The 20,079-nt window shown below is 67.8% G+C and carries 17 protein-coding genes; 4 read left to right on the forward strand and 13 right to left on the reverse strand.

Annotated features, from left to right (window positions below; all coding sequences use genetic code 11):
- Nucleotides 1-16 precede the first annotated feature (16 nt).
- The 3 genes from ABLE91_RS22875 to ABLE91_RS22885 all read right to left on the reverse strand — a co-directional run bounded on the left by ABLE91_RS22875 (nucleotide 17) and on the right by ABLE91_RS22885 (nucleotide 5,368).
- Complete coding sequence (locus ABLE91_RS22875; protein WP_348934595.1) at nucleotides 17-3,226, reverse strand: multicopper oxidase family protein; 3,210 nt, start codon at nucleotides 3,224-3,226, stop codon at nucleotides 17-19.
- 162 nt (nucleotides 3,227-3,388) lie between these two features.
- On the reverse strand, nucleotides 3,389-4,432 hold the full coding sequence (locus tag ABLE91_RS22880; protein WP_348934597.1) for an Ldh family oxidoreductase: 1,044 nt from the start codon (nucleotides 4,430-4,432) through the stop codon (nucleotides 3,389-3,391).
- 51 nt (nucleotides 4,433-4,483) lie between these two features.
- Nucleotides 4,484-5,368, reverse strand: a complete 885-nt coding sequence (locus tag ABLE91_RS22885) for a VOC family protein (RefSeq protein WP_348934600.1) — start codon at nucleotides 5,366-5,368, stop codon at nucleotides 4,484-4,486.
- Between the two features lie 197 nt (nucleotides 5,369-5,565).
- Between ABLE91_RS22885 and ABLE91_RS22890 the strand changes: the two genes are divergently transcribed.
- Together ABLE91_RS22890 and ABLE91_RS22895 are read left to right on the forward strand one after the other, a co-directional pair.
- Nucleotides 5,566-6,513, forward strand: coding sequence for a tripartite tricarboxylate transporter substrate binding protein (locus ABLE91_RS22890; protein ID WP_348934603.1), 948 nt, complete (start codon nucleotides 5,566-5,568; stop codon nucleotides 6,511-6,513).
- Between the two features lie 77 nt (nucleotides 6,514-6,590).
- Nucleotides 6,591-7,121, forward strand: coding sequence for a MarR family winged helix-turn-helix transcriptional regulator (locus ABLE91_RS22895; RefSeq protein ID WP_348934606.1), 531 nt, complete (start codon nucleotides 6,591-6,593; stop codon nucleotides 7,119-7,121).
- A 106-nt stretch (nucleotides 7,122-7,227) separates the two neighbouring features.
- Here the strand turns inward: ABLE91_RS22895 and ABLE91_RS22900 are convergent, their stop codons facing one another.
- The 6 genes from ABLE91_RS22900 to ABLE91_RS22925 all read right to left on the reverse strand — a co-directional run bounded on the left by ABLE91_RS22900 (nucleotide 7,228) and on the right by ABLE91_RS22925 (nucleotide 15,313).
- Complete coding sequence (locus tag ABLE91_RS22900; RefSeq protein WP_348934608.1) at nucleotides 7,228-8,127, reverse strand: alpha/beta hydrolase; 900 nt, start codon at nucleotides 8,125-8,127, stop codon at nucleotides 7,228-7,230.
- 145 nt (nucleotides 8,128-8,272) lie between these two features.
- A complete protein-coding gene (locus ABLE91_RS22905; RefSeq protein WP_348934611.1) occupies nucleotides 8,273-9,256 on the reverse strand; it encodes an outer-membrane lipoprotein carrier protein LolA in 984 nt (327 codons plus the stop codon).
- Between the two features lie 95 nt (nucleotides 9,257-9,351).
- On the reverse strand, nucleotides 9,352-11,907 hold the full coding sequence (locus ABLE91_RS22910) for a DNA translocase FtsK (protein ID WP_510181986.1): 2,556 nt from the start codon (nucleotides 11,905-11,907) through the stop codon (nucleotides 9,352-9,354).
- Between the two features lie 10 nt (nucleotides 11,908-11,917).
- A complete protein-coding gene (locus ABLE91_RS22915; protein ID WP_348934614.1) occupies nucleotides 11,918-13,120 on the reverse strand; it encodes an aminotransferase class I/II-fold pyridoxal phosphate-dependent enzyme in 1,203 nt (400 codons plus the stop codon).
- 246 nt (nucleotides 13,121-13,366) lie between these two features.
- Nucleotides 13,367-14,326: a bifunctional riboflavin kinase/FAD synthetase gene (locus ABLE91_RS22920; protein ID WP_348934616.1), complete on the reverse strand. Its 960-nt coding sequence runs from the start codon at nucleotides 14,324-14,326 to the stop codon at nucleotides 13,367-13,369.
- Nucleotides 14,327-14,422: 96 nt separating this feature from the next.
- Nucleotides 14,423-15,313, reverse strand: coding sequence for a TIGR01459 family HAD-type hydrolase (locus ABLE91_RS22925; protein ID WP_348934619.1), 891 nt, complete (start codon nucleotides 15,311-15,313; stop codon nucleotides 14,423-14,425).
- Nucleotides 15,314-15,448: 135 nt separating this feature from the next.
- On the opposite strand from ABLE91_RS22925, the gene ABLE91_RS22930 reads away from it, so the two are divergent.
- Entirely contained in the window at nucleotides 15,449-15,865 is a 417-nt protein-coding gene (locus ABLE91_RS22930) for an Ohr family peroxiredoxin (protein ID WP_348934620.1), read from the forward strand.
- Nucleotides 15,866-15,971: 106 nt separating this feature from the next.
- A complete protein-coding gene (locus ABLE91_RS22935; protein WP_348934623.1) occupies nucleotides 15,972-16,700 on the forward strand; it encodes a hypothetical protein in 729 nt (242 codons plus the stop codon).
- A 6-nt stretch (nucleotides 16,701-16,706) separates the two neighbouring features.
- Here ABLE91_RS22935 and murD read toward each other — a convergent pair whose 3' ends face one another.
- The 4 genes from murD to ABLE91_RS22955 all read right to left on the reverse strand — a co-directional run bounded on the left by murD (nucleotide 16,707) and on the right by ABLE91_RS22955 (nucleotide 20,025).
- A complete protein-coding gene (gene murD / locus ABLE91_RS22940) occupies nucleotides 16,707-18,095 on the reverse strand; it encodes a UDP-N-acetylmuramoyl-L-alanine--D-glutamate ligase (RefSeq protein WP_348934625.1) in 1,389 nt (462 codons plus the stop codon).
- A gap of 177 nt (nucleotides 18,096-18,272) precedes the next feature.
- The gene (locus tag ABLE91_RS22945) at nucleotides 18,273-18,605 is read right to left on the reverse strand and encodes an ArsR/SmtB family transcription factor (protein ID WP_348934628.1); all 333 of its coding nucleotides are present in this window, start codon (nucleotides 18,603-18,605) and stop codon (nucleotides 18,273-18,275) included.
- Nucleotides 18,586-19,038 (reverse strand): SRPBCC family protein, encoded by a 453-nt coding sequence (locus ABLE91_RS22950; protein WP_348934631.1) that lies wholly within the window; start codon nucleotides 19,036-19,038, stop codon nucleotides 18,586-18,588. Before ABLE91_RS22950 ends, ABLE91_RS22945 begins: the two co-directional genes overlap by 20 nt.
- 78 nt (nucleotides 19,039-19,116) lie before the next feature.
- A complete protein-coding gene (locus ABLE91_RS22955) occupies nucleotides 19,117-20,025 on the reverse strand; it encodes a cation diffusion facilitator family transporter (RefSeq protein ID WP_348934633.1) in 909 nt (302 codons plus the stop codon).
- Between the last annotated feature and the right edge of the window lie 54 nt (nucleotides 20,026-20,079).

Consider the following 20,079-nt stretch of genomic DNA (forward strand, 5'->3'; position numbering starts at 1 on the left):
GCAACTTGGTGAGGAATCAGTCTCCGCCGAGCATCACAGGCTGTGTCCCTGCCCCCGAGAAGACCTCCCCGAGAGGCACAGGCTTCAGCGTCGTCGCCTCGGCGTCCGGCCTGATGAAATCGTACTTCAGGACGCGCGCGCCCCCGCTCGGCGACGCGATGCCGCTCACCAGCAGGTTGGCGCCCGTGGTCGTGCTCGTGGTGGCGACCCGCGTGCCGGACGTTCCGCCGAACGGCTCGAAGCTTGCGATCTCGCGGAAGGTCGGGCCATGGCCATGCTCCACCGGGCTGTGGAGATAGAGGGCGGGGCCGCCATCCAGGGCCGAGCCGCTGGAGAAGACCTTCACCGTGCCCGCCTGGGCGAGCTGGCTGACCACGATCCGCTCCGCCCCGCCGAGCGAACCGGCAAGCCAGCCCGTGCTGAGGGAAACGCCGTCCTTATAGGCATCCCCGAACGGCACGAAGGCGGCGGTCAAAGTGGGCTTGTCCGGCTCGGCCCCATGTATTCCGCCATGCGCTGCGGCCTGGCTGGCGCCATTGTCCACGGGCTTCAGCAGCGGGAAGGCGAACACCTTCACCTCGGCCCGCGTGCCGGCGCCCAGCGCGGTGACGATGCTGAAGCGGCCCGTCGCATAATCCACGAAGCCGGTGGCGATGCTCACGCCGGAGCGGTCGCCGGCATAGGGGCTGAAGCTCGAGAAGAGCGCCGGCGCTGTGCCCGGCGCTGACGGCAGCGCGGAGCCATAAACCCGGACCTCGCTCGGGATGCCGGGGCCGGACCCCACGACGATGTTGTCAGCGCTCGTCCCGTCGATCTGCGCCGCCGCCACGCTGACCCCGCCGCGCGCCTCGGCGGCGAAGGGCTGGAAGCGCGTAAGCTCGGTCGCAAACGGGCCTTTCCCGTCTTTGCCCTGGCCCGCATAGGCCACAACCTCAGGCGCGCGGTCCTTGCCGGTGCCGACGATCAGGTCCAGCACGCCGTCATCGTCCACATCCCCCATGGCGACGCTGACACTGCCTTCGTATCCGGGGAACGGGGTGAGCGTGGCGAGGAGCCGGTCGCCGTTGCCGTCATAGATGCGCACCTCGGCCGCCTTGCCCGGAGCGCCCGGCACCGCCACCGCATAACTGGAGACCGCGGGGATGACGCTCACGAGCATCATCAGCCCGTTATCCTCGTGGTTCAGCCGGTGGCAGTGCAGCACGAAGATGCCCGTATAGTCCTCGAACTTGGTGCGGATCTCGAGAATGCCGGGCTCCACCACGCTTTCGTCGCCGAGCATGGTGGGCGCCGGGGCGTTGGCATTGTCCACGCCGAATTTGTCCGCGCCGGTGCGAAGCCCGGTGGTGGGGTCGTAATATTCGGTCACCTGGAAGTCGTTGACGTGGACGTGGATGGGGTGCTCGTCATTGTTGTAATTGACGAACCTCCATTCCTCGACCGAACCGAGCCGGGGCTGGATCAGCGGCACGTTGGGAAATGCCCCGCCATCGAAAGCATAGATGAACGCCTTCGAATCCGATGGGCTTACGAGGTTGTTGAGGAAGCCTCCGGAAATCTTGATCTCCCGCTTCAAATCGGGAGCCACGCCGGAGAGATCTTCAAAAGAGGTGTAGGCGCCGAGCTGTTGTCCTTCGGCGAACGCGGTGGTCACGCCTTTGCCTTCCGAGGGCACAGCCTTGGCCAGCACCTGGGTCGGGAAGACGAAAAAGCCGTCGGCATAGCTCACGCCGGAGGGCTGAACGCTGAGGCTGCCGAGCACCGCCGGAGGATTGTCGCTGCCGTCATTGGTGTAGAGCACGCCGGGCGCCGTGACCGTCTTGGCGCCGCCGCCGCGGGGCGGCATCTCAAGGATCAGCTCGCCCTCCGAGGGGATCGTCACCGCAATGGCGAACCGGCTCGCCGGCGGGATCAGAAGCCGCGTGCCGTCATCGGTGACGGGATAATGGACCTTGGTGTAGGGATTGCCGTCCTGGCCGACGATGGCGATCTTCGGGTGCCGCCCGGTCGCCGTCTCCGTGAGCTGGACGTTCATGTAGGCGATGTCGCTGATATTCGCGAGCACCCAGATCTCCGTCTGGCCGGCCTTGCTCTTGATCACCGGCTGGAACTGGCCGTTGACCGTGAATTGCGTGTCGCGCTGGTAGTCGGGGAGCGATGGGTCGGCCGGCACATCCAGGTCGGCCCGGCCGCCGAGCGCGCTGAAGCGCATCAGGTTGCTCGGAATGAACTGCAGGAGCCCGCGCATGTTGTGGATGGAGAGCGGGCCTTCGTACCAGATGGTGAAGTATTTCTCCCCCACCTTGGACTGGCTGAAATTGACCGGCGTCAGCAACGGACGGTAGGTGCCCTTGGCCAGCTCGTCCCCTTTGGGCGGGGTTATGGTGCTGACGAATTGCGGCCAGTACGCGTTGTTGAGCTGCGCGAGGCCGCCATCGCGATCGAACACGAAATTATACTGGAGCGCCATGTTCCGGATGGGAATGTTGTTCTGCGTGACCAGCGGCAGGTTGCCATCCGTGCGCCCGATGGAGAGCAGGCCGGCAAGGCCGGTATAGACCTGCGCCGCCGTGAGGCCGTGCAGGTGCGTGTGATACCAATAGGCCCCCTGCGGCATATTTTTGGGAACGTCGTAGACGTAGGTGTTCGACATGCCGTCGGGGATGTGCAGCAGGACGTTGTCGGAATTCCCCTTCGGGCTCACGTGAAGCCCGTGAACATGAAGGTTCATGGGCGATGAGGTCATCTGCTCGGGATAGAGCGGAACCTGCTGGCCCTTGGGCGTGTACTGGGGACTGTAATAATCCCTGATGGTGAGATTTGAGAGGGCGTTGTCCAGGTGGACGATCAGCCTCTCACCGGGGAACACCTGCAAGGTCGGCGCCGGATAGAGGTTGCTGCCTGACATGCGGCCGTTCGACGAGGTGCCGCGGATCACCTGATAATCGAAGAGGAGGAAGTTCTTCACTGGCGAAGCGACCGTGTCGAGGACGGCCTCGCTTTGGCGCCCGGTGAGCCGAACCTCCAGGACGCCGTCCTTGCTCGCCAGCGTCACCGGCTCGCGGAAGTCCGGCCGCACGGAGGGATCGATCCGGCCTGCGGGGGTCTGCGCCTGGGCGGACAGGCCAGCCCCGCAGCACACGGACAAGGCCACGGCGATGCCCGTCGCCAGCTTGGAGATGAGGCGGCGAGGCCGCAAGGCGGCACTGAGCGGCGTGCTGTCCATGATTCCCCCCGTCTCGCGGCGCGCTGATACGCAGGCGAGATTCGCGCACGCTGCCGCGCACGATTTCAAGGGCGTAGCACAGATCTACGCCGCCGGGCGGTCCCGCGAAGTGCTTCTGCACCTTACCTCGTTGGACCGCCCATGTGGCGGAGCGTCCAAGTTTCAGCCCGCCAGCGCTTCCAGCTCCGCCATCAGCGCGTCGGGCACCGGAACGCCGTCGCGGGCGCGAACAGCGGCCAGGGCGCGGGAGCGGTCACCGGGAAGGAGAATCTCGTCCACCCCGTCCTGCCGGGGCAGGGCCGTGATGGTGGCGCGCAACGCCTCCACCTCGGCGTTGAACGCTTCGCGCGTGGTGAAGGCGGCAATGTCCATCACCATGAGCATGGCGCTCGACCCGCGCCCCGGCCCGTCCGGATCGGCCAAGGTGGGCGCCAGGACCGGCGCGCCGGCGAGCACCCCGGTCATGGCCTCGAACATCAGGGCGAGGCCCGAGCCCTTCGGCCCGCCCAGCGGCAGGGGGATGACGCCTTCCTTGGCCCGCGTGGTGGGCTTTCCATCCTTGGTCAGGGCCCAGCCCTCGGGGATTTCGGCGTCCCGCGCCGCAAGCTGGCGCAGCCGGCCGAAGGAGGCGATGCTCGACGCCATGTCCAGAAGGATCGGCCCGCCGGCGCCGCCGGGCACGGCCATGGCGATGGGGCTGGTGGGCGCGCTCGCCACCTTCGCCCCGTGATAGGCCATGATGGGCTTGCCGGAGCAGATGACGATGGCCGCCATGCCCGCCTCCGCCGCGCGCAGGGCGTAATAGCCGATGGCCCCGGTGTGGGTGGTGCGCTTCACCAGCGCGAAGCAGCCACCCTGCTCCCGCGCCCGCGCGATGGCGATGTCGGTGGCCGCCACCATCGCCACCGGGCCGGCGGCGCGGTTCGCGTCCAGCAGCAGGGTCGCGGGAAGCTGCTTCTCCACCACGAGACGCCCGGCCGGATCCAGCTCGCCGGTACGGACCATCTGCACATACCAGGGCACGCGCACCACGCCGTGGCCGTCGCGGCCGGTGAGATGGGACCAGACCAGCATGTCGGCCAGGGTCGCGGCATCTTCCTTGGTGCTGCCGACGCGCGTGAAGATGCGCACCACCAGATCATGGAGGTGAGCGGGATCGCGCAGCGGCGCGCCGGACTTCGGCGCCGGGGACGGACTGTCATTCATGGGGACGCCTCAACTCCGCATATGGGGGTGCCGTCGAACCGAGCGCCGGGATCAGTCCCGGTGCCCGGGCGGCGGGCCGTCGCCCCAGAGATTGACCGCATCCTTCGCGCTCCAGACCTTGGGGCGCTGCGGGCGGTCCCTGTGCCAGGGGCGCGGATCATAATAGCCAAGCTCCTCGTTGGACATGGTGTCCAATTCCGTGAACAGCTCGACGATCTGGCCCTGCGGGTTGCGGTGATAGGTGAAGATGTTGTGGCCGATGCCGTGCCGCCCGGGCCCCCAGGTGAGCTTGTAGCCCGAGCGGGAGAGCCAGTCGCAGGCGGTCTGCAGATGCGCCCAGTCCCTCAGCTCGAAGGCCATATGGTGCATGCCCTGGCGCGGCGCGGCGATGAAGTTGCAGGTGTGGTGGTCCGGCCCGCAGCGCAGGAAGACGAAGAAGTCCTCCATCCAGTCGGCGATCCGGAAGCCGAGGATGTTCCGGTAGAAATTCACCGCCTCGTGGATCTCGTTCACATAGAAGGCCGCATGGCCGAGCTTCAGTGGCGAGATGGCGGGCGTCGGCGGCACAAGTGCGGGCGGGGGCGCCGCGTTGAACAGCTCGATGCCCGTGCCATTGTAGTCGCGGAAGGCGAGCACCGCTGCGATATCCGGGTGCGGGTCGCTCCGCAGCTCCGAGGCGATTCCGTGCCCGTCGAGCCATTTGGCGAGATCGCAGAGCGGGGTTTCCGCGCTGGTCTCGAAGGCCAGCGCCTGACAGGCGGTCGCATCGCCGTGCGAGAGCAGCACGCAGGTCTCGCCCAGGGGGCTCGCGAGGTGGATCGTGCCGCGCGCGCGGCTGGTCTCGGAAAGGCCGATGACCTGGGCGTAATAATCGGCAAGCTGCTCGGTGTCCGGCGAGGCGAACGCGGCAAATGCCAGGCGGTTGATCCTGATCATCGGAATATGCTGCCCTCAACTGTCGGCCCCTGAGAGGCCGGCATAGGTCAATTAGATCACATCTGATATTAGATCAAGCCTCGAAGCCAAGTCTCTCCGCTGCGCCCCTGGGTCACATTTGATATTGATTATTATGAGACATTGGCATCACAACGACTGCGCCGCTTGGGACGGACTTCACCCAAAGGGGACATGACATGACGCCGAGAAGCATCGCTTTGGCGCTTGCCGCCTTCACGTTCCTCTCGCCGGGCATCGCCGCGGCGGAATTTCCCGACCGGACCATCGAGGTAACAGTCACCTTTGCCCCGGGCGGCACGCCGGACGTGCTGGCGCGCGCCCTCTCCGAGGGGCTCTCGGCGAACCTGAAGCAGCCGGTGGTGGTGCTGAACCGGCTCGGCGCCGGCGGCGCGGTGGGCGGGGCCATGGTCTCCCGTGCCAAGCCCGACGGCTACACCCTGCTCTTCTCGCCCGCGCTCATCGCCTCGGTGGTGCCGGTGATGCAGCCGGCCGCCGGCTTCACGGCCGAATCCCTGGAGCCCATCTGCCAGACCTTCGAAAGCCAGATGGCGCTGATCGTGCCCAACGATTCGCCCTACAAGTCCGTAAAGGATCTGGTGGAGGCCGCACGGAAGACGCCGGACAAGCTCACCTGGGGCCATGCCGGGCGCGGCTCCATCCCGCATCTGACCATGCTGGAAATGGCCAAGACCGCGAACATCAAGGTGGTGGAGGTGCCCTATAAGGGCGACGCCGAGACCGTGCCGGCGCTCATGGGCGCGCAGATCGATTTCGCGCCCATCACCCTGTCCTCAGTGCCCGAAGGGCGGGTGCGCATCATCGGCCTGTTCGCCGAACAGCGGAACCCGCTCATCCCGGATGTTCCCACCGTGAAGGAGCAGGGCTTCGACGTGACGCCCACCAGCTTCGGCGGCCTGTTCGCGCCCAAGGGCGTTCCCGCCGACGTCAAGACGCGGCTGGAAGCGGCCTGCAAGGCAGCCGCCGCAAGCCCGCGCTATGTGGAGACCGCCAAGAACCTGCGCCTCAGCCCGAATCTCTATTATCCCGCCTCCGCGTTTGCCGCCCATTTGAAGGTGGACATTGCCGAGAAGGCGCAATTGCTGAGCACGCTCGACACAAAGTAGCCCGCTGGACAGCTTTCCGGTTACGGCCCTGTTCCGGTATGAGGAACGGGGACCATCGCCGGGGAGCAGGAGAGATCATGGCCGCAGCAGTGCCGCGCCGGAGCCGCCGTGCGGAAGCGCAAGCCCGTTCTCTGGCGCGCCTCAACGGCGCGGAGGCGGTGCTGCGCACCGAGCTTTCCCTGCTCTGGCGCATCCATGTGCTGTCCTATCTCATGGTCCGCCGCGTCCACGCGGACCCGAGCCTGCATTCCGGCCTCTCCCTGGTGGCCTGGCGCGTGCTGCTGACGCTGGCGCACGTGCCCGGCCTTTCCGCCAACGAGATCACCGCCTTGTGGGGTTTCGAGAAGATGGCGGTGAACCGGGGCGTCAAGGAATTGCTGGGCCGCGACCTGATCGCCGGCGCGCCGGATCCCCATGGCGGGCGGCGCATTCCCCTGACCCTGACGCCGGCCGGCATCGCTTTCCACGCCACCGCATGGCCCGGCGCCGCCACTGACTACGGGGCTCTGGCTTCCGCGCTGACGGCCGGCGAGCTTGAGACCCTCTCAGGGCTGATGGACAAGCTGATCATAAGGGCGCGCGAAGTGACTGCGGGCGACGAGGAGTAGGCCGGTTCGGAGCCGTCATGGCGGGGCCTGACCCGGCCATCTGGTGCCCCTTCTTCCCCGAGGATCCCCGGATCAAGCCCGGGGATGGCGCCCTTTCGGCGCGTCCTCACACCACCGCGGGGAAATAATCCTTCAGCCAGTTGCGGATGACCCCCCACACCCTCGGATTGTCCTCCGAGAACATCCAATGGTCCGCATCGCTGAACAGATGCATCTCGGCGGGCTGGCCGGCATGCTGGAACAGAGAGATGGACTGCTCGGTGGGCGTCACCGAATCCGACGCGCTGTGGAGCAGGAGCAGCGGGCGCGGGGCGATCTTTCCCACCACCTCGTCTGCCATGAAGTCGAACATGCTCTGGGCGGTCTCGGCGGGGAATTCCTGGAGCGCGTTGGCGGGCCAGAGCTTCACCTCCTGCTTCGCCATATTATCCTTCACATGGACCGGCACCGGCACGATGGCATCGCGCGGCACCATGAGCGAGCGGCCGTGCGCGGCGCGGTATTTCGGGCCGTCCTCCAGGATCTTCATGAAGCGCGCCCAGGCGTCCGGCGTCGAATGCTGGCCGCGGAACTTGCGCTCGCCATTGCCCCAGCCGCCGTTGGAGATCACCGCGGCGATGCGCTCGTCCACGCCGCCTGCATAGACCGCCACGGCCCCGCCGAAGCTGGTGCCCACCACGGCGATGCGCTTGGGATCGACCCCGCGCTGGGTGGCGAGGAAGGTGACGGCATTCTGCGTGTCGGCCACCTGCTCCAGGCAGATCACCCTCCCCCGCTCGCCCCCGCTGGTGCCGCAGCCGCGCATGTCGAAGCGCAGCGTGATGTAGCCGAGCGCGTTCAGGAGCTTGGCCGGACCCATGACATTGCCGGATTCCTTGGTGCTGCCGAAGCCGTGGAGCACCAGGAAGGCGCCGCGCAACTCGCCGTCCTTCAAATCGTCCGGGATGGAGACGACGCCCGACAGCTCCAGGCCGTCGGAAGGAATGGAGACCTCGTACTCCGCCATGGCTCTCCCCATGCGGGCCCAGCGGCTCCTTGGCCGCGCCCTTTCTCAATCAATTATCATTTGTGAGTTTATTTGCAATCTGCCCCGAGGGGAGCGCCATAGCCCCCTCTCCTGCTTGCGGGGGAGGGAACTCATCCAGTGACAGTCACTGCAGCATGCGCTCGAAATTGATCACGAACAGCTTGGGATCCGGCCGGCGCGCGTAGTCGAGGTTGGAGATGGCCACCGACGTGTCGTAGCCCTGCGGGTCCGTGACGATCCACTGCTTGAGCGCATAGGTCTTCGCATCGAACAGCAGCATCAGGCGATAGGTGCCCATCATGGGCACTTTCTCCTCCATCACCACGGTGATGTAGAGATTGTCCTGGTAGGTGCCGACCACGTGGGAGTCATTTGCCAGATCGACACGGTCCGCGAGAAGGAAACGCAGCGGCGTCTGGGACAGCGGGGTGATGTCCTGCGTGTTCAGCTTGCGGTCGCGCACCGCCACCGACTGGCCGTTGGAAATCAGCTCGATGGGCACGGGCGCGTTATATTCGAAGCGCACGCGGCCGGGCTTCTGCATGTAGAAGTCGCCGGTCTTGCGGCTGCCGTCCGGGTCCACCTGCACGAAGTTTCCCGACAGGACCTGCACCTTGTTCCAATAGTCCGAGACCTTCTGGATGGTCTCGATCGGCGCGCGGTCCTGGTCGCCCTGGGTGGGCGCAACAGGGCCGGGCGTCACCGGACCGGGCTTTGCGGCCGATGCGGACTGGGATGGCGCGATCTGGGTGGGCGCGGCGGGCGCCGCATTGGCGCTGGCCGGGCGCTTGGCCGGAAGCGGCACCGCCTGGGGGGCAGCAGCCTGGGGCGCGGCAGCCGGCGCCGGAGCGCTGGCCTGGGGTGCGGCGGTTTGGGGCGCTGCGATCTGAGGCGCGCTCGCTTGCGGCGCCGCCTGCTGGGGCACGGCCTGCTGGGGCGAGAACAACTGGAAAGGCGTGGGCTGCGCCGCGCCAGGCACGCCCGCGCCCGGCCGGAGAACCTCGCCCGGCGGCAGCAGCACGCCCTGGGCCTGCGCGGCACCACCCATAAGGAACGTCCCCGCCAAAGCGGCGGCAAGAACGGGCAGGAAGGGGGCGCGAACGGGCATGAGGCGGTCTCGAAGGCGGGGCGAAAGTTCCAAGGTACCGACCCTTTCGTAAGCCACGCCTATGGCGAACCTGTGGCCCCGTTTGCGCAGGGATCTCATTCGGCGGCTTCGTCCGGCAGGAGGATTTCCCGCTTGCCCGCATGGTTGGGCGCGCCCACCACGCCTTCGCGCTCCATGCGCTCCACCAGCGAGGCCGCACGATTATAGCCGATCTGCAGCCGGCGCTGGATATAGGAGGTGGAGCATTTCTTGTCGCGCATGACCACGGCCACCGCCTGGGAATAGAGGTCCTGCCCCTCGTCCCCGAACGCGCCCTTGTCGAACACCGCCCCGCCCTCGTCGTCCTCGCCGCCCTCGTCCTGGTCGGCGGTGACGGCCTCCAGATAGGCCGGCGCGCCCTGCGCCTTCAGGTGGCGGACGATGCGCTCCACCTCGTCGTCGGAGACGAACGGGCCATGCACGCGGCTGATGCGCCCGCCGCCGGCCATGTAGAGCATGTCGCCCTGGCCGAGCAGCTGCTCCGCGCCCATCTCGCCGAGGATGGTGCGGCTGTCGATCTTGGAGGTCACCTGGAAGGAGATGCGGGTGGGGAAATTGGCCTTGATGGTGCCGGTGATCACGTCCACCGAGGGGCGCTGCGTCGCCATCACCAGATGGATGCCGGCGGCGCGGGCCATCTGGGCAAGGCGCTGGATGGCGCCTTCGATGTCCTTGCCCGCGGTGAGCATGAGGTCGGCCATCTCGTCGACGATGACGACGATGTAGGGCAGAGGAGACAGGTCCATCTCCTCGCGCTCATAGATGGCCTCGCCGGTCTCGTGGTCGAAGCCGGTCTGCACCGTGCGGGCGATGCTCTCGCCCTTCTTCTCCGCGTCCACGATGCGCGCATTGAAGCCGTCAATGTTGCGCACGCCCAGCTTCGACATCTTCTTGTAGCGGTCCTCCATCTCACGCACCGCCCATTTGAGGGCGACCACCGCCTTCTTGGGGTCGGTCACCACGGGCGCGAGGAGGTGCGGAATGCCGTCATAGACGGAGAGTTCCAGCATCTTGGGGTCCACCATGATGAGGCGGCACTGCTCCGGCTTCAGCCGGTAGAGCAGCGACAGGATCATGGTGTTGATGGCCACCGACTTGCCCGAGCCGGTGGTGCCGGCCACCAGCAGATGGGGCATGCGGGCAAGGTCCACGATGACAGGCTCGCCGCCGATGGTCTTGCCCAGCGCGATGGCGAGCTTATGCCCGCTTTCGGAGAAATCGGTGGTGGCCAGCAGCTCGCGCAGCAGCACCTTTTCGCGCTTGGCGTTGGGCAGCTCGATGCCGATGGCATTGCGCCCCGGCACCACGGCGACGCGGGCGGAGATGGCGCTCATGGAGCGGGCGATGTCGTCGGCCAGGCCGATGACGCGGGAGGACTTGATGCCGGGCGCCGGCTCCAGCTCGTAGAGCGTCACCACGGGGCCGGGGCGCACCTGGAGGATCTCGCCGCGCACGCCGAAATCGTCCAGCGTGCCCTCCAGCATCTTGGCGGTGTCCTGCAGCGCCTCCTGGCTCATGGCCGGGCCCTTGGAGGGGGCCGGGGCGGCGAGCAACGTCAGTTCGGGATGCTGGTAGACGCCAGGGCGGCCGCGCGGCGGCGGCTCGGCGGAGCGCGCCATCTTCTGGCCCGAAGCTGCGCGGCGGCCGGTGGGCGCAGGCGAGGCAGGCGCGAAAGCGCGCTCCTCATCCTCGAAGCTCTCCACTTCCTCGCGGGTGACGCCGCCAAGGCCGGCAGCGGCCGGTGCCCGCCCGCCGAAGCCCGGCTCCACGCGGCCGGTGGGGTCGGGGCGGCGCTCGTCGGGCGCGAACATCTCGCGCACCAGCCCGCCCACCACCGAGCCACGCGCGCGGCCGCGCTTGGGAAACAGGCGCGCCTTGGCGGAGAGCAACGTATGGGTGAGCGCCCCCAGCGAGATGGCGCGCCGGTCGCGCGGATCCTCTTCCTCTTCTTCCTCCTCGTCCATGTCGTAGGGCGAGTTGTGGGTGGAGGACGTCTCGTGGCGCACGCCGGCGCTCGGGCGGCTGACACCGAGGTAAAGGCCGCCAAGGCCGCAGGCGAAACCCACGGTGCCGATGAGGATGGTGTCGAACAGGGTGGCCGCACCGCCCCGGAACACCGAGATCAGGCGGGGGAACAGATCGCCGATGGCTCCGCCCAGGCCCGTGGGGATGGGCCAGGCGGGAAATTCCGGCAGCGAGCCGAGGAAGGCGCACATACCCAGCACGCCCACGGTGAGCGCGCCGGCCCGCAGCTTCTCGCGGCGCAGCGGCCGAGCGGTGAGGAGCCGCCAGCCCCAGAAGGCGAGCGAGAGCAGGAGCGCCAGCGAGGCAAGGCCGAGGAGCTGCATGAGCAGGTCCGCGGCGATGGCGCCGGGGCGGCCCAAAAGGTTCTTCACGCCCGCATTGCTGGCGCTCGAAAGGCTCGGGTCGGTGGCCGACCAGGTGACCATGGCCGCGAGGCAGAACAGGCTCACGCCCAGAAGCGCGACGCCGGCGATCTGGCTCGAACGCCGCTTGAGCGCACGCCGCGCGCTTTCCGGCACGAGGTCCATGGCAAGGCCCGGCGGGCGCAGGGCGAGGGGCGATGCGGGACGACGGCGGGCCGCAGGCATCGGGTCTCCTTCAGCTCAGTCCGGCGACGAGGCGCCTCAGCACCTCCGCGCACGTTTCAAGATCCTGGACCAGCGCGACCCGGATATACGGATCGCCCGGGTTGAGGCCGTCCGCCCCCCGGCGGGCGAGATAGCCGCCCGGAACGGTGCGCAGCCCCTGCTCCTTCCAGAGCCGGAGCGCCGCTTTCTCGCCGCCGCCGACCTCGCTCACGTCGAGCCACAGGAAGAAGCCACCCGCTGGCCGCTCGTGGCCGAACCGGCCGGCGAGCACGCGGTCGGCAAGGTCGAACTTCTCGCGATAAAGCGCGCGGGAGGCATCCACATGGGCCTCGTCGCCATAGGCGGCGACGCCCACCATCTGGAGCGGCTCGGGCACCTGGGGCGCGGCCACCCAGCGGAAGGCGAGGAATGCCTTCATGAAGTCCGCATCCCCCGCGCAGAATCCGCAGCGCAGGCCCGGCAGCGAGGAGCGCTTGGAGAGGGAGTTGAAGGCGATGACGCCGGAAAAGTCCGGGCCGCAGGCTTCCAGCACGCCGGCCGGGGCCTCGTCATTGAGATAGATTTCCGAATAGCACTCGTCGGAAAAGAGATAGGCGCCGTGCGCCCGTGTCATCTCCACGAGGCGCGCGAGATAGGCCTTCGAGGCCACGGCGCCCTGGGGATTGGCCGGCGAGGCGATGAACACGGCCACGGTGCGCGCCAGCAGGGCCGGGTCCAGCGCATCGAGGTCCGGCAGCCAGCCGCTCTCCTTGGTGGTGGGCATCACCACCACCTCGCAGCCGGCCAGCTCGGTGCCGGCCGCATAGGCGGCATAGAACGGGTTGGGCAGCAGCATCACCGGCGGGCCGGCGCGCTCGGAGACGAGGCGCTTCGCCACCACGGCGGCGGAGACCAGCCCTTCGCGCGAGCCGTTCAGCACCAGGATTTCGCGGTCCGGGTCCACGGGGCGCGGCAGGTCGTAGCGATGGTCGAGCCAGTTGGCCACCGCCTGGCGGTAGACCGGCAGGCCCTCGGCGCGGGGATACTTTCCAAAACCCTTGACGCTCTCCGCCAGCACATCCGGCACGAAGGCCGGCATGGCGTGCTGCGGCTCGCCCACCGCCGCGCTCAGGGCAGGCGCCCCCGGCTCCGTTCCCGCCAGGAGGTCGGCAAGGCGGACGAAGGGGGAACGGCGATCCTCGGGGGCGGGCGAAGAGGGGGTCGAAGCTGGCATCGTCTCACTGTCGCGGAGTTGTCCGAACAATGCGGCATCTCGGTTAAGAGCCGCCTAATCCGGGCGTGGGGCTGTAAAGGATTTCCAAGGGGCACCGTCAAAAGACACCGTCATGCCCGGGCGTGTCCCGGGCATCCACGTCTCCCCCTTAAGCTGGACCCGGCGGAGGCGCGTGGATGGCCGGGACACGCCCGGCCATGACGGTTCAACCGCGGGATGAGCCAGTGCGCTGTCGCAGCCGCTCGCTCACTCCGAATAGCGCTCCGGCTTCGCCAGCACGGTCTTGGCCGTGGCGGCGTCCTTGTCCATCTGGCGCACGAGGGCCTCGATGCTGTCGAATTTCAGCTCCGGCCGCAGGTAGTTATGGAACGCGACTTCCATTTCCCGGCCGTAGAGATCGCCGGAAAAGTCGAACAGATGCACTTCAAGCAGCGCCGCGCCATTGTCGAAGGTGGGGCGCCGGCCATAGCTCGCAACGCCATCGATGACCTCTCCGCCTACCCGCGCGCGCACCGCATAAATGCCGAAGGCGAGCGTGGTGCCGGCCGGCAGGGCGATATTGGCCGTGGGAAAACCCAGGTCCCGCCCACGCTTGTCGCCGTGGATCACCGCGCCGCTCACCGACCAGGGTCGGCCCAGCATGTGGGCTGCGTGCCCCACCTGCCCGGCGGCGAGCGCGTTGCGGATGGCGGAGGAGGAGATGGGGTCGCCCTCGTCCCGCATGGGCTCCACCACGTCCACCGGGAAGCCGTGCCACAGGCCCGCCTCCTGGAGGAAGGCGGGCGAGCCGGCGCGGCCCTGGCCGAAATGGAAGTCGAAGCCCACCACGGCGCCCGCGACCGCGAAGCGCTTCACCAGCACCTCCGTCACGAAAGCCTCGGCGGGGATGGCGGCGAGGGTCGCGTCGAACGGCAGCACGATGGCGCCATCGAGGCCGGCATGGGCGAGCTGGGCCAGCTTTTGCGGCCCCGGCGTCAGGCGGAACAGCACCGTGTCCGGCTTGAAGAAGCTGCGCGGGTGCGGCTCGAAGGTGAGGGCGGCGGCGGGCCGGCCAAGCTGCTGCGCCATGAGCCGCGCCGCGCCGATCACGGCCAGATGGCCGCGATGCACCCCATCGAAATTGCCGATGGCAAGCACCGGGCGCTCCAGCGAAGGCGGCAGCGGCGCAAAGCCCTCAACGACTGCGAAGGCGGGAGCGTCAGGCAAGGACAGGGACATCGGCAGCGGCCGGATCACGAGCGGGGGAGCCACCCTTCGCCCACCCCCCGGCGAGCGTCAAGCGGCGAGGATGGCTGGCGCGCCTCACCAGGCGAGACGCGGCATCACGCCGCGCGGATGGGCATGGCCCGAAAACAGGTTGGCGAGCGCCGCCGCGTCGGGCTCCGAGCCCTCATGCGCGTTCAGTTCCGCCGCGTGAATGCCGCTGGCGATGAACAGGCTGTCGAACCCGGCGGCGGTGGCGCCGATAATGTCCGTGCGCAGCGCGTCGCCGATGCACAGCACCTTGCCCTCGCGCACGCCCTCCGGCCGCACCGCGGCGGCCTGGCGGAGCGCCTCGTCATAGATGGGCTTGTGGGGTTTGCCGCAATAGATGGTCTCGCCGCCCATCTCCTCATAGACCTTCGCCAGCGCGCCGGCGCAGTAGATCAGCTTGGAACCGCGCTCCACCACGAGATCGGGATTGGCGCAGACGAACAGCATGCCGCGCGCCTTCATGGCCGCGAGCCGGTCCACATAATCGTCCGGCGTCTCCACCTCGTCGTCCAGCAGCCCGGTGCAGACCACCATCTCGGCATCGTCCATCCCGGCCTGGACAAGGTCGAGCCCGTCGAACGTGCCGATGTCGCGGGGCGGCCCGAGATGGAACATGCGCCCGCCGGGATGGCGCGCCAGCACCGCGCGGGTCACGTCGCCGGAGGTGACGATGGCATCATAGGCGCTGCGGGGGACGCCGAGCCGGTCCAGCATGGTGATGATGAAGGAGGACGGCCGGGGCGCGTTCGAGACCAGGATCACGCTTGCGCCCTTTGCCCGCGCGTGACTGAGCGCGGCGCAGGCCGGCTGGAAGGCATGCACCCCGTTATGCACCACGCCCCAGATATCGCAGAGGATGAGGTCGTAATCGCCCGCCAGCTCCGACAGGCCGGACACCCGGCGCGGGGCCACGAGCCCGCTCTTCACCCCATCCACCATTGCGGGCTCCTCTTTTTCACGGGCAGGAGGTGCCACGGCCGGGCGGCGGGGACAAGGGTTTTGCCCCACCGCGCCGTCATTCCATTTGCATTGTGTATCTTGTATGCCTGAGATCCCATTTCGGGAGGAAACATCATGGCATTCGAGACCATCTTCACCGCCACCGCCACGTCCCATGGCGGCCGCAACGGCCATTCCGAGACCACCGACGGCTCCGTGAAGGCCGATCTCGGCTTTCCCAAGGGCGGCGCCCTGGAGCCGGGCAAGACGACGCCGGAGCACCTCTTCGCCACCGGCTATGCCGCCTGCTTCGGCGGCGCGCTGGAACTGGTCGCGAAGGGCAAGGGCGTGGACGCCTCCCAGGCGGAAATCACCATCTCCGCATCCCTTGGCAAGGTGGATGGCGGCTTCGGCCTTGCCGTGAAGATCACCGGCAAGGTGCCGGGCAAGAGCGCCGCCGAGACCCTGGAGCTGCTGGAAGCCGCCCATCAGGTCTGCCCCTATTCCAAGGCCACGCGCGGCAATATCCCGGTGGAGCTGACGGCAGCCTGAGCCGGCTAAGCTGAAGCCTGGCGTTTTTTGGCCCAACCCCGCTTATCCCTTTCGGCCCCCGCCCCCCGCCCCTAAGGTCCCTCGTGGTCCCTGGGGGGAGGTTGGCGTGAGGGGAATTTTGGCGGTCTCACTGGCGCTCGCCGCATGGCCGGCGATCGCCTTTGCACAGACAAGCACTCCCGCCCAGGCACCGGCGGCGGCGCAGGCTTCCGCCCCCGCGCAGCCGAAGACGCTGCGGAATGCGCGCTATTGCGAGGTCCTGCCCATCAGTCTCGGCCTCAACGGCCTGAAGGCCCGGGTCTTCAACACCATCGGCTATGGCGACTGCCCCGCCGCCCTCTGGGACAAGCTGTCGGAATCCGCCGTGCGCAAGCAGTTCGGCGCGGTGACGGTGATGATGAACGGGCCGCGCTATTTCCTGATGGACCGCATCATCCCCAAGGGCGCCACCGCCAAGGGCGAGATGGCCGATATCGGCGGGATGACGTTCGAGAGCCGGGCGGAAGTGAAGCTCTCGCTCTTCGAGCTTCAGGAAAAGCCCTATTCCGAGCACACCATCAACCGGGAAACCGTCTACCGGTTCGATGCCGGACAGCCGACCTTCCAGCTCAAATCCCCCAAGGGGGCGAGCTATGTGATGCAGGCCTATGCGGCCTTCATCGACAAATCACTGACCTACAATGACCTGCCGAACCTCGGCGCGCGCCTGAAGCTGCCCGCGGGCTGGTCCTACTCAGTGGTCACGCCCACCCAGGATCTGCTGTTGAAGGCCACGGGCAAGGCCACCGTGATCCAGGACGAGATGAAGAACACCTACCAGAAGATCATCCCCTAGCCGGGCTCAGGCAACGCCCGGCAGCGCCTTCACGAGCGCGCGGAACGCATCGCCCCGTACCTCGAAATTTGGGAACTGGTCGAACGAGGCACAGGCGGGGGAGAGTAGCACCACCGCCTGCGGCAGACCCGCTGCCTCCGCATCGCGGGCGGCCGCCGCGACAGCGCCGTCCAGCGTGCCCGTGATCTCATGGGGTACGGGGCCGAGGGTGCGGGCGAAGTCTTCCGCCGCCTCGCCGATGAGATAGGCCTTGCGCAGCTTCGGGAAGAGCGGCGCCAAGGGCGCGATGCCGCCGGCCTTGGGCTTGCCGCCGGCGATCCAGAAGATGTCATCGAAGGAGAGCAGCGCCCGCTCGGCCGCGTCCGCATTGGTGGCCTTGCTGTCGTTCACGAACAGCACGCCGCCCTTGTGCCCCACCTGCTCCATGCGGTGGGCGAGGCCCGGGAAGGAGCGCATGGCCACCAGGATTACCTCTGGCGCAAGACCGAGGGCGCGGGCGGCGGCGAAGGCAGCGGCGGCGTTCTGGGCATTGTGAACCCCGCGCAAGGAAGGAATGCCCGACAGGGAAAAGCGGAACTTTTCCACCCCGCCTTCGCTCAGAACCAGCTCTTCCCCGTCCCGCCAGATGCCGTCTTCGAGCGGCCGCATGACCGAGATGCGCACCACATGGGTCCCCGCGCCCTCGGCCCGCTCGGCCATGGCGGCGGAGAAATCATCGTCCACCCCCACCACCGCCGTGCCGCCGCGCTCGACGCCGGCGATGAGCTGCTCCTTCACCGCAGCATAGCCCTCGATGGAACCGTGGCGGTCCAGATGGTCCGGGGTGAGGTTGAGATGCACCCCGACGGAGGGATCGAGGGTGGGCGAAAGGTCGATCTGGTAGGAGGAGCATTCCACCACATGTACGCGCCGGCCGGCCGGCGGGGCCAGCGAGAGAATGGCGGTGCCGATATTCCCGCCCATCTGCACGTCCCGCCCGCCCCTCTGGAGGAGATGGGAGATAAGCGCCGTGGTGGTGGACTTCCCGTTGGTGCCGGTGATGGCGATGAAGGGCGAATGGCGCGCGTGGGCGCGCCGCTCGCGGCAGAACAATTCGATATCGCCGATGATCTCGACCCCCGCCGCCTGGGCCAGCTTCACCGACCAATGGGGCTCGGGATGGGTCAGCGGCACGCCGGGGGAAAGGATGAGCGCTGCGATGGCGCTCCAATCGAGCCCGTTGAGATCGCCCACGGGGATGCCGGCTTCCAGCGCCTTGGCCCGGCTCTTCTCGCCATCGTCAAAGGCCACGACCTCCGCGCCCCCGGCCATCAGCGCCTGCGCGGTCACAAGGCCCGAGCCGCCCAGGCCGAACACGGCGACGGTCAGGCCCTTGAAGGTAGAGACGGGAATCATGGGCGAGCCGGCTAAGGTGAGGGAATCGATACCCGAGCAGTAAAGCGCGCCGACCGGGAAGGGAAGGTGTCTGCGTGTGGAGGCTTCTCTCTCACGCGCTGGGCTCCGTCCCCCGCAAGCGGGAGAGGGAACCGCGCAACGGTCCCGGAAGCGACCGGGGGTTAATGGCCAGCCCCCTCACCGCTCCACGAAATCCTTCAGCCGTCCCAGCGCGTCGTCCCACTGCGCCGAGACGCTTTCCAGATAGGTCCGCGCTGCGCCCAGAGGCGCAGGCGCGAAGGAATAGAGGCTTTCGCGGCCGATGCGGGCGCTGGTCACGAGGCCCGCGCCCTCCAGCACATGCAGATGCTTGGTGACGGCTTGCCGGGTGAGGCGCGTTCCCGCCGAGAGCTTGGCGATGGAAAGCGCCTCGCCGTCGCTCAGCTTCTCCAGAAGCGACAGCCGGGTGCCGTCCCCCAGTGCCGCGAAGATGGCGGCCGGGTCCGCCGCCTCATCCCTCGCCTTCGACATAAGCGCGTACATTCTCCATCTGCGCCCCCCAGCCGCGATCGTTCATGCGGAACGCATCGGGCCGGCGGTGGGCGGGCAAGGCATCGAAACCCGTCTCGGTCACGGTGAGCTTCGTCCCATCCTCGGCCGGCTCCAGGCGGAATTCAACGAGGGTCGGCGTCTCGGCCGAATAGTCCACGTCCGCTTCGATGGCATAGGGATGCCAGGTGAACGAGAACAGGCGCGGCTCTTCCATCTGCTTGATGGTGGCGTTCCAGCGCACATGCTCGAAGCCCTTGATCAGCATGCGGCCGGTGGACTTCTCCCCTGGCTCGAACGGCCGGTCCAGCTTCACCCGGAACCACTGGCCGAACGCCTCATGGTCGGTAAGCGCGCGCCAGACCTTTTCCACGGGGGCCTTGAGGGTGAGGGTCTTCTCGATGCGATTGGACATTGGCAACCTCCTGGTTGCTCGTAAGGTGGCAGAGAGAGGTCATATTGGCAACTAAAAAGTTGCATAATTCGCAAAACCTCACTCCGCGACCGGCGTCACCGTCACCACCGCGCCGGGAATGAGCGCGGCCACCTCCCTCCGCACCCGATCCGCCACGCCTTGCACCTCGCCCATGGTCCGCGCTGCCGCGAAGCCGAGCTCGATCTCCACATAGGGCGTGTTGCCGGAGAGCCGCGAGCGCACCGCAAGGAAGCTGTCATAGGCCTCGAAATGGGTGGTCAGCGCACGGTTGATGAGCCGCTGCTGGTGCTCCTCCAGCGTCCGGTCCAGCAAGGAGGGCAGCGCCTGACGCCACATGGAGACGGAAAGCTGGAGCATGACGAAAGCGACGAAGGCCGAGCCGGCCACCTCCGCCGCGTGGCCGAGAGGCGTGTCGTTGAAGAACGCGTTCACCGCCAGCGCCACCAGCACGATGCCGGACGAGATGAACTTGGCGAGGCGCGTGCGCACCTGCCCCGTCATGATCACAGAGGCACCGTCCCGTCCCGCTTTCCAGAGCGCGCGGAACACGAGGCCGTTCTGCACCACGTTGGCCGCGCAGAAGACAGTCGCGAGGACGAGCCCCAGCTCCTGCTGCTCCGGCGGATGCCACCAGCGATAGGCGGCGGCCACCGCCACCGAGACGCCGGCAAGGCCCATGGCGGTGCCGACGGCCGCATTGGCGAACTGCTCCAGCTTGCCCGCGCCATAGTCGAAGGCGTGGGTGCGCCCGCGATGGATGCGCCGCATCAGCACCAGGAGCAGCATTTCCAGGCTGATGAGCAGGACGGCACGTGCCGTCTCCGCCAGCATCATCAGGGAGTTGCCGAAGACCGCGGCGAAGAAGACCAGCACCACCAGCACGATGTCGGAGAGCCCGCCGATCAGCATGGAGCGCTCCCGCGCGAGCGCTGCGGGGTCCAGCGGCGGGTCCGCGGAAGGGGTCATGCCGGCTCCGGAGGGACGATGTCAGGCGAACAGTCGCAACATTCCGGGCGGATT

The organism is Aquabacter albus (assembly GCF_040049275.1).
Taxonomy (GTDB): domain Bacteria; phylum Pseudomonadota; class Alphaproteobacteria; order Rhizobiales; family Xanthobacteraceae; genus Aquabacter.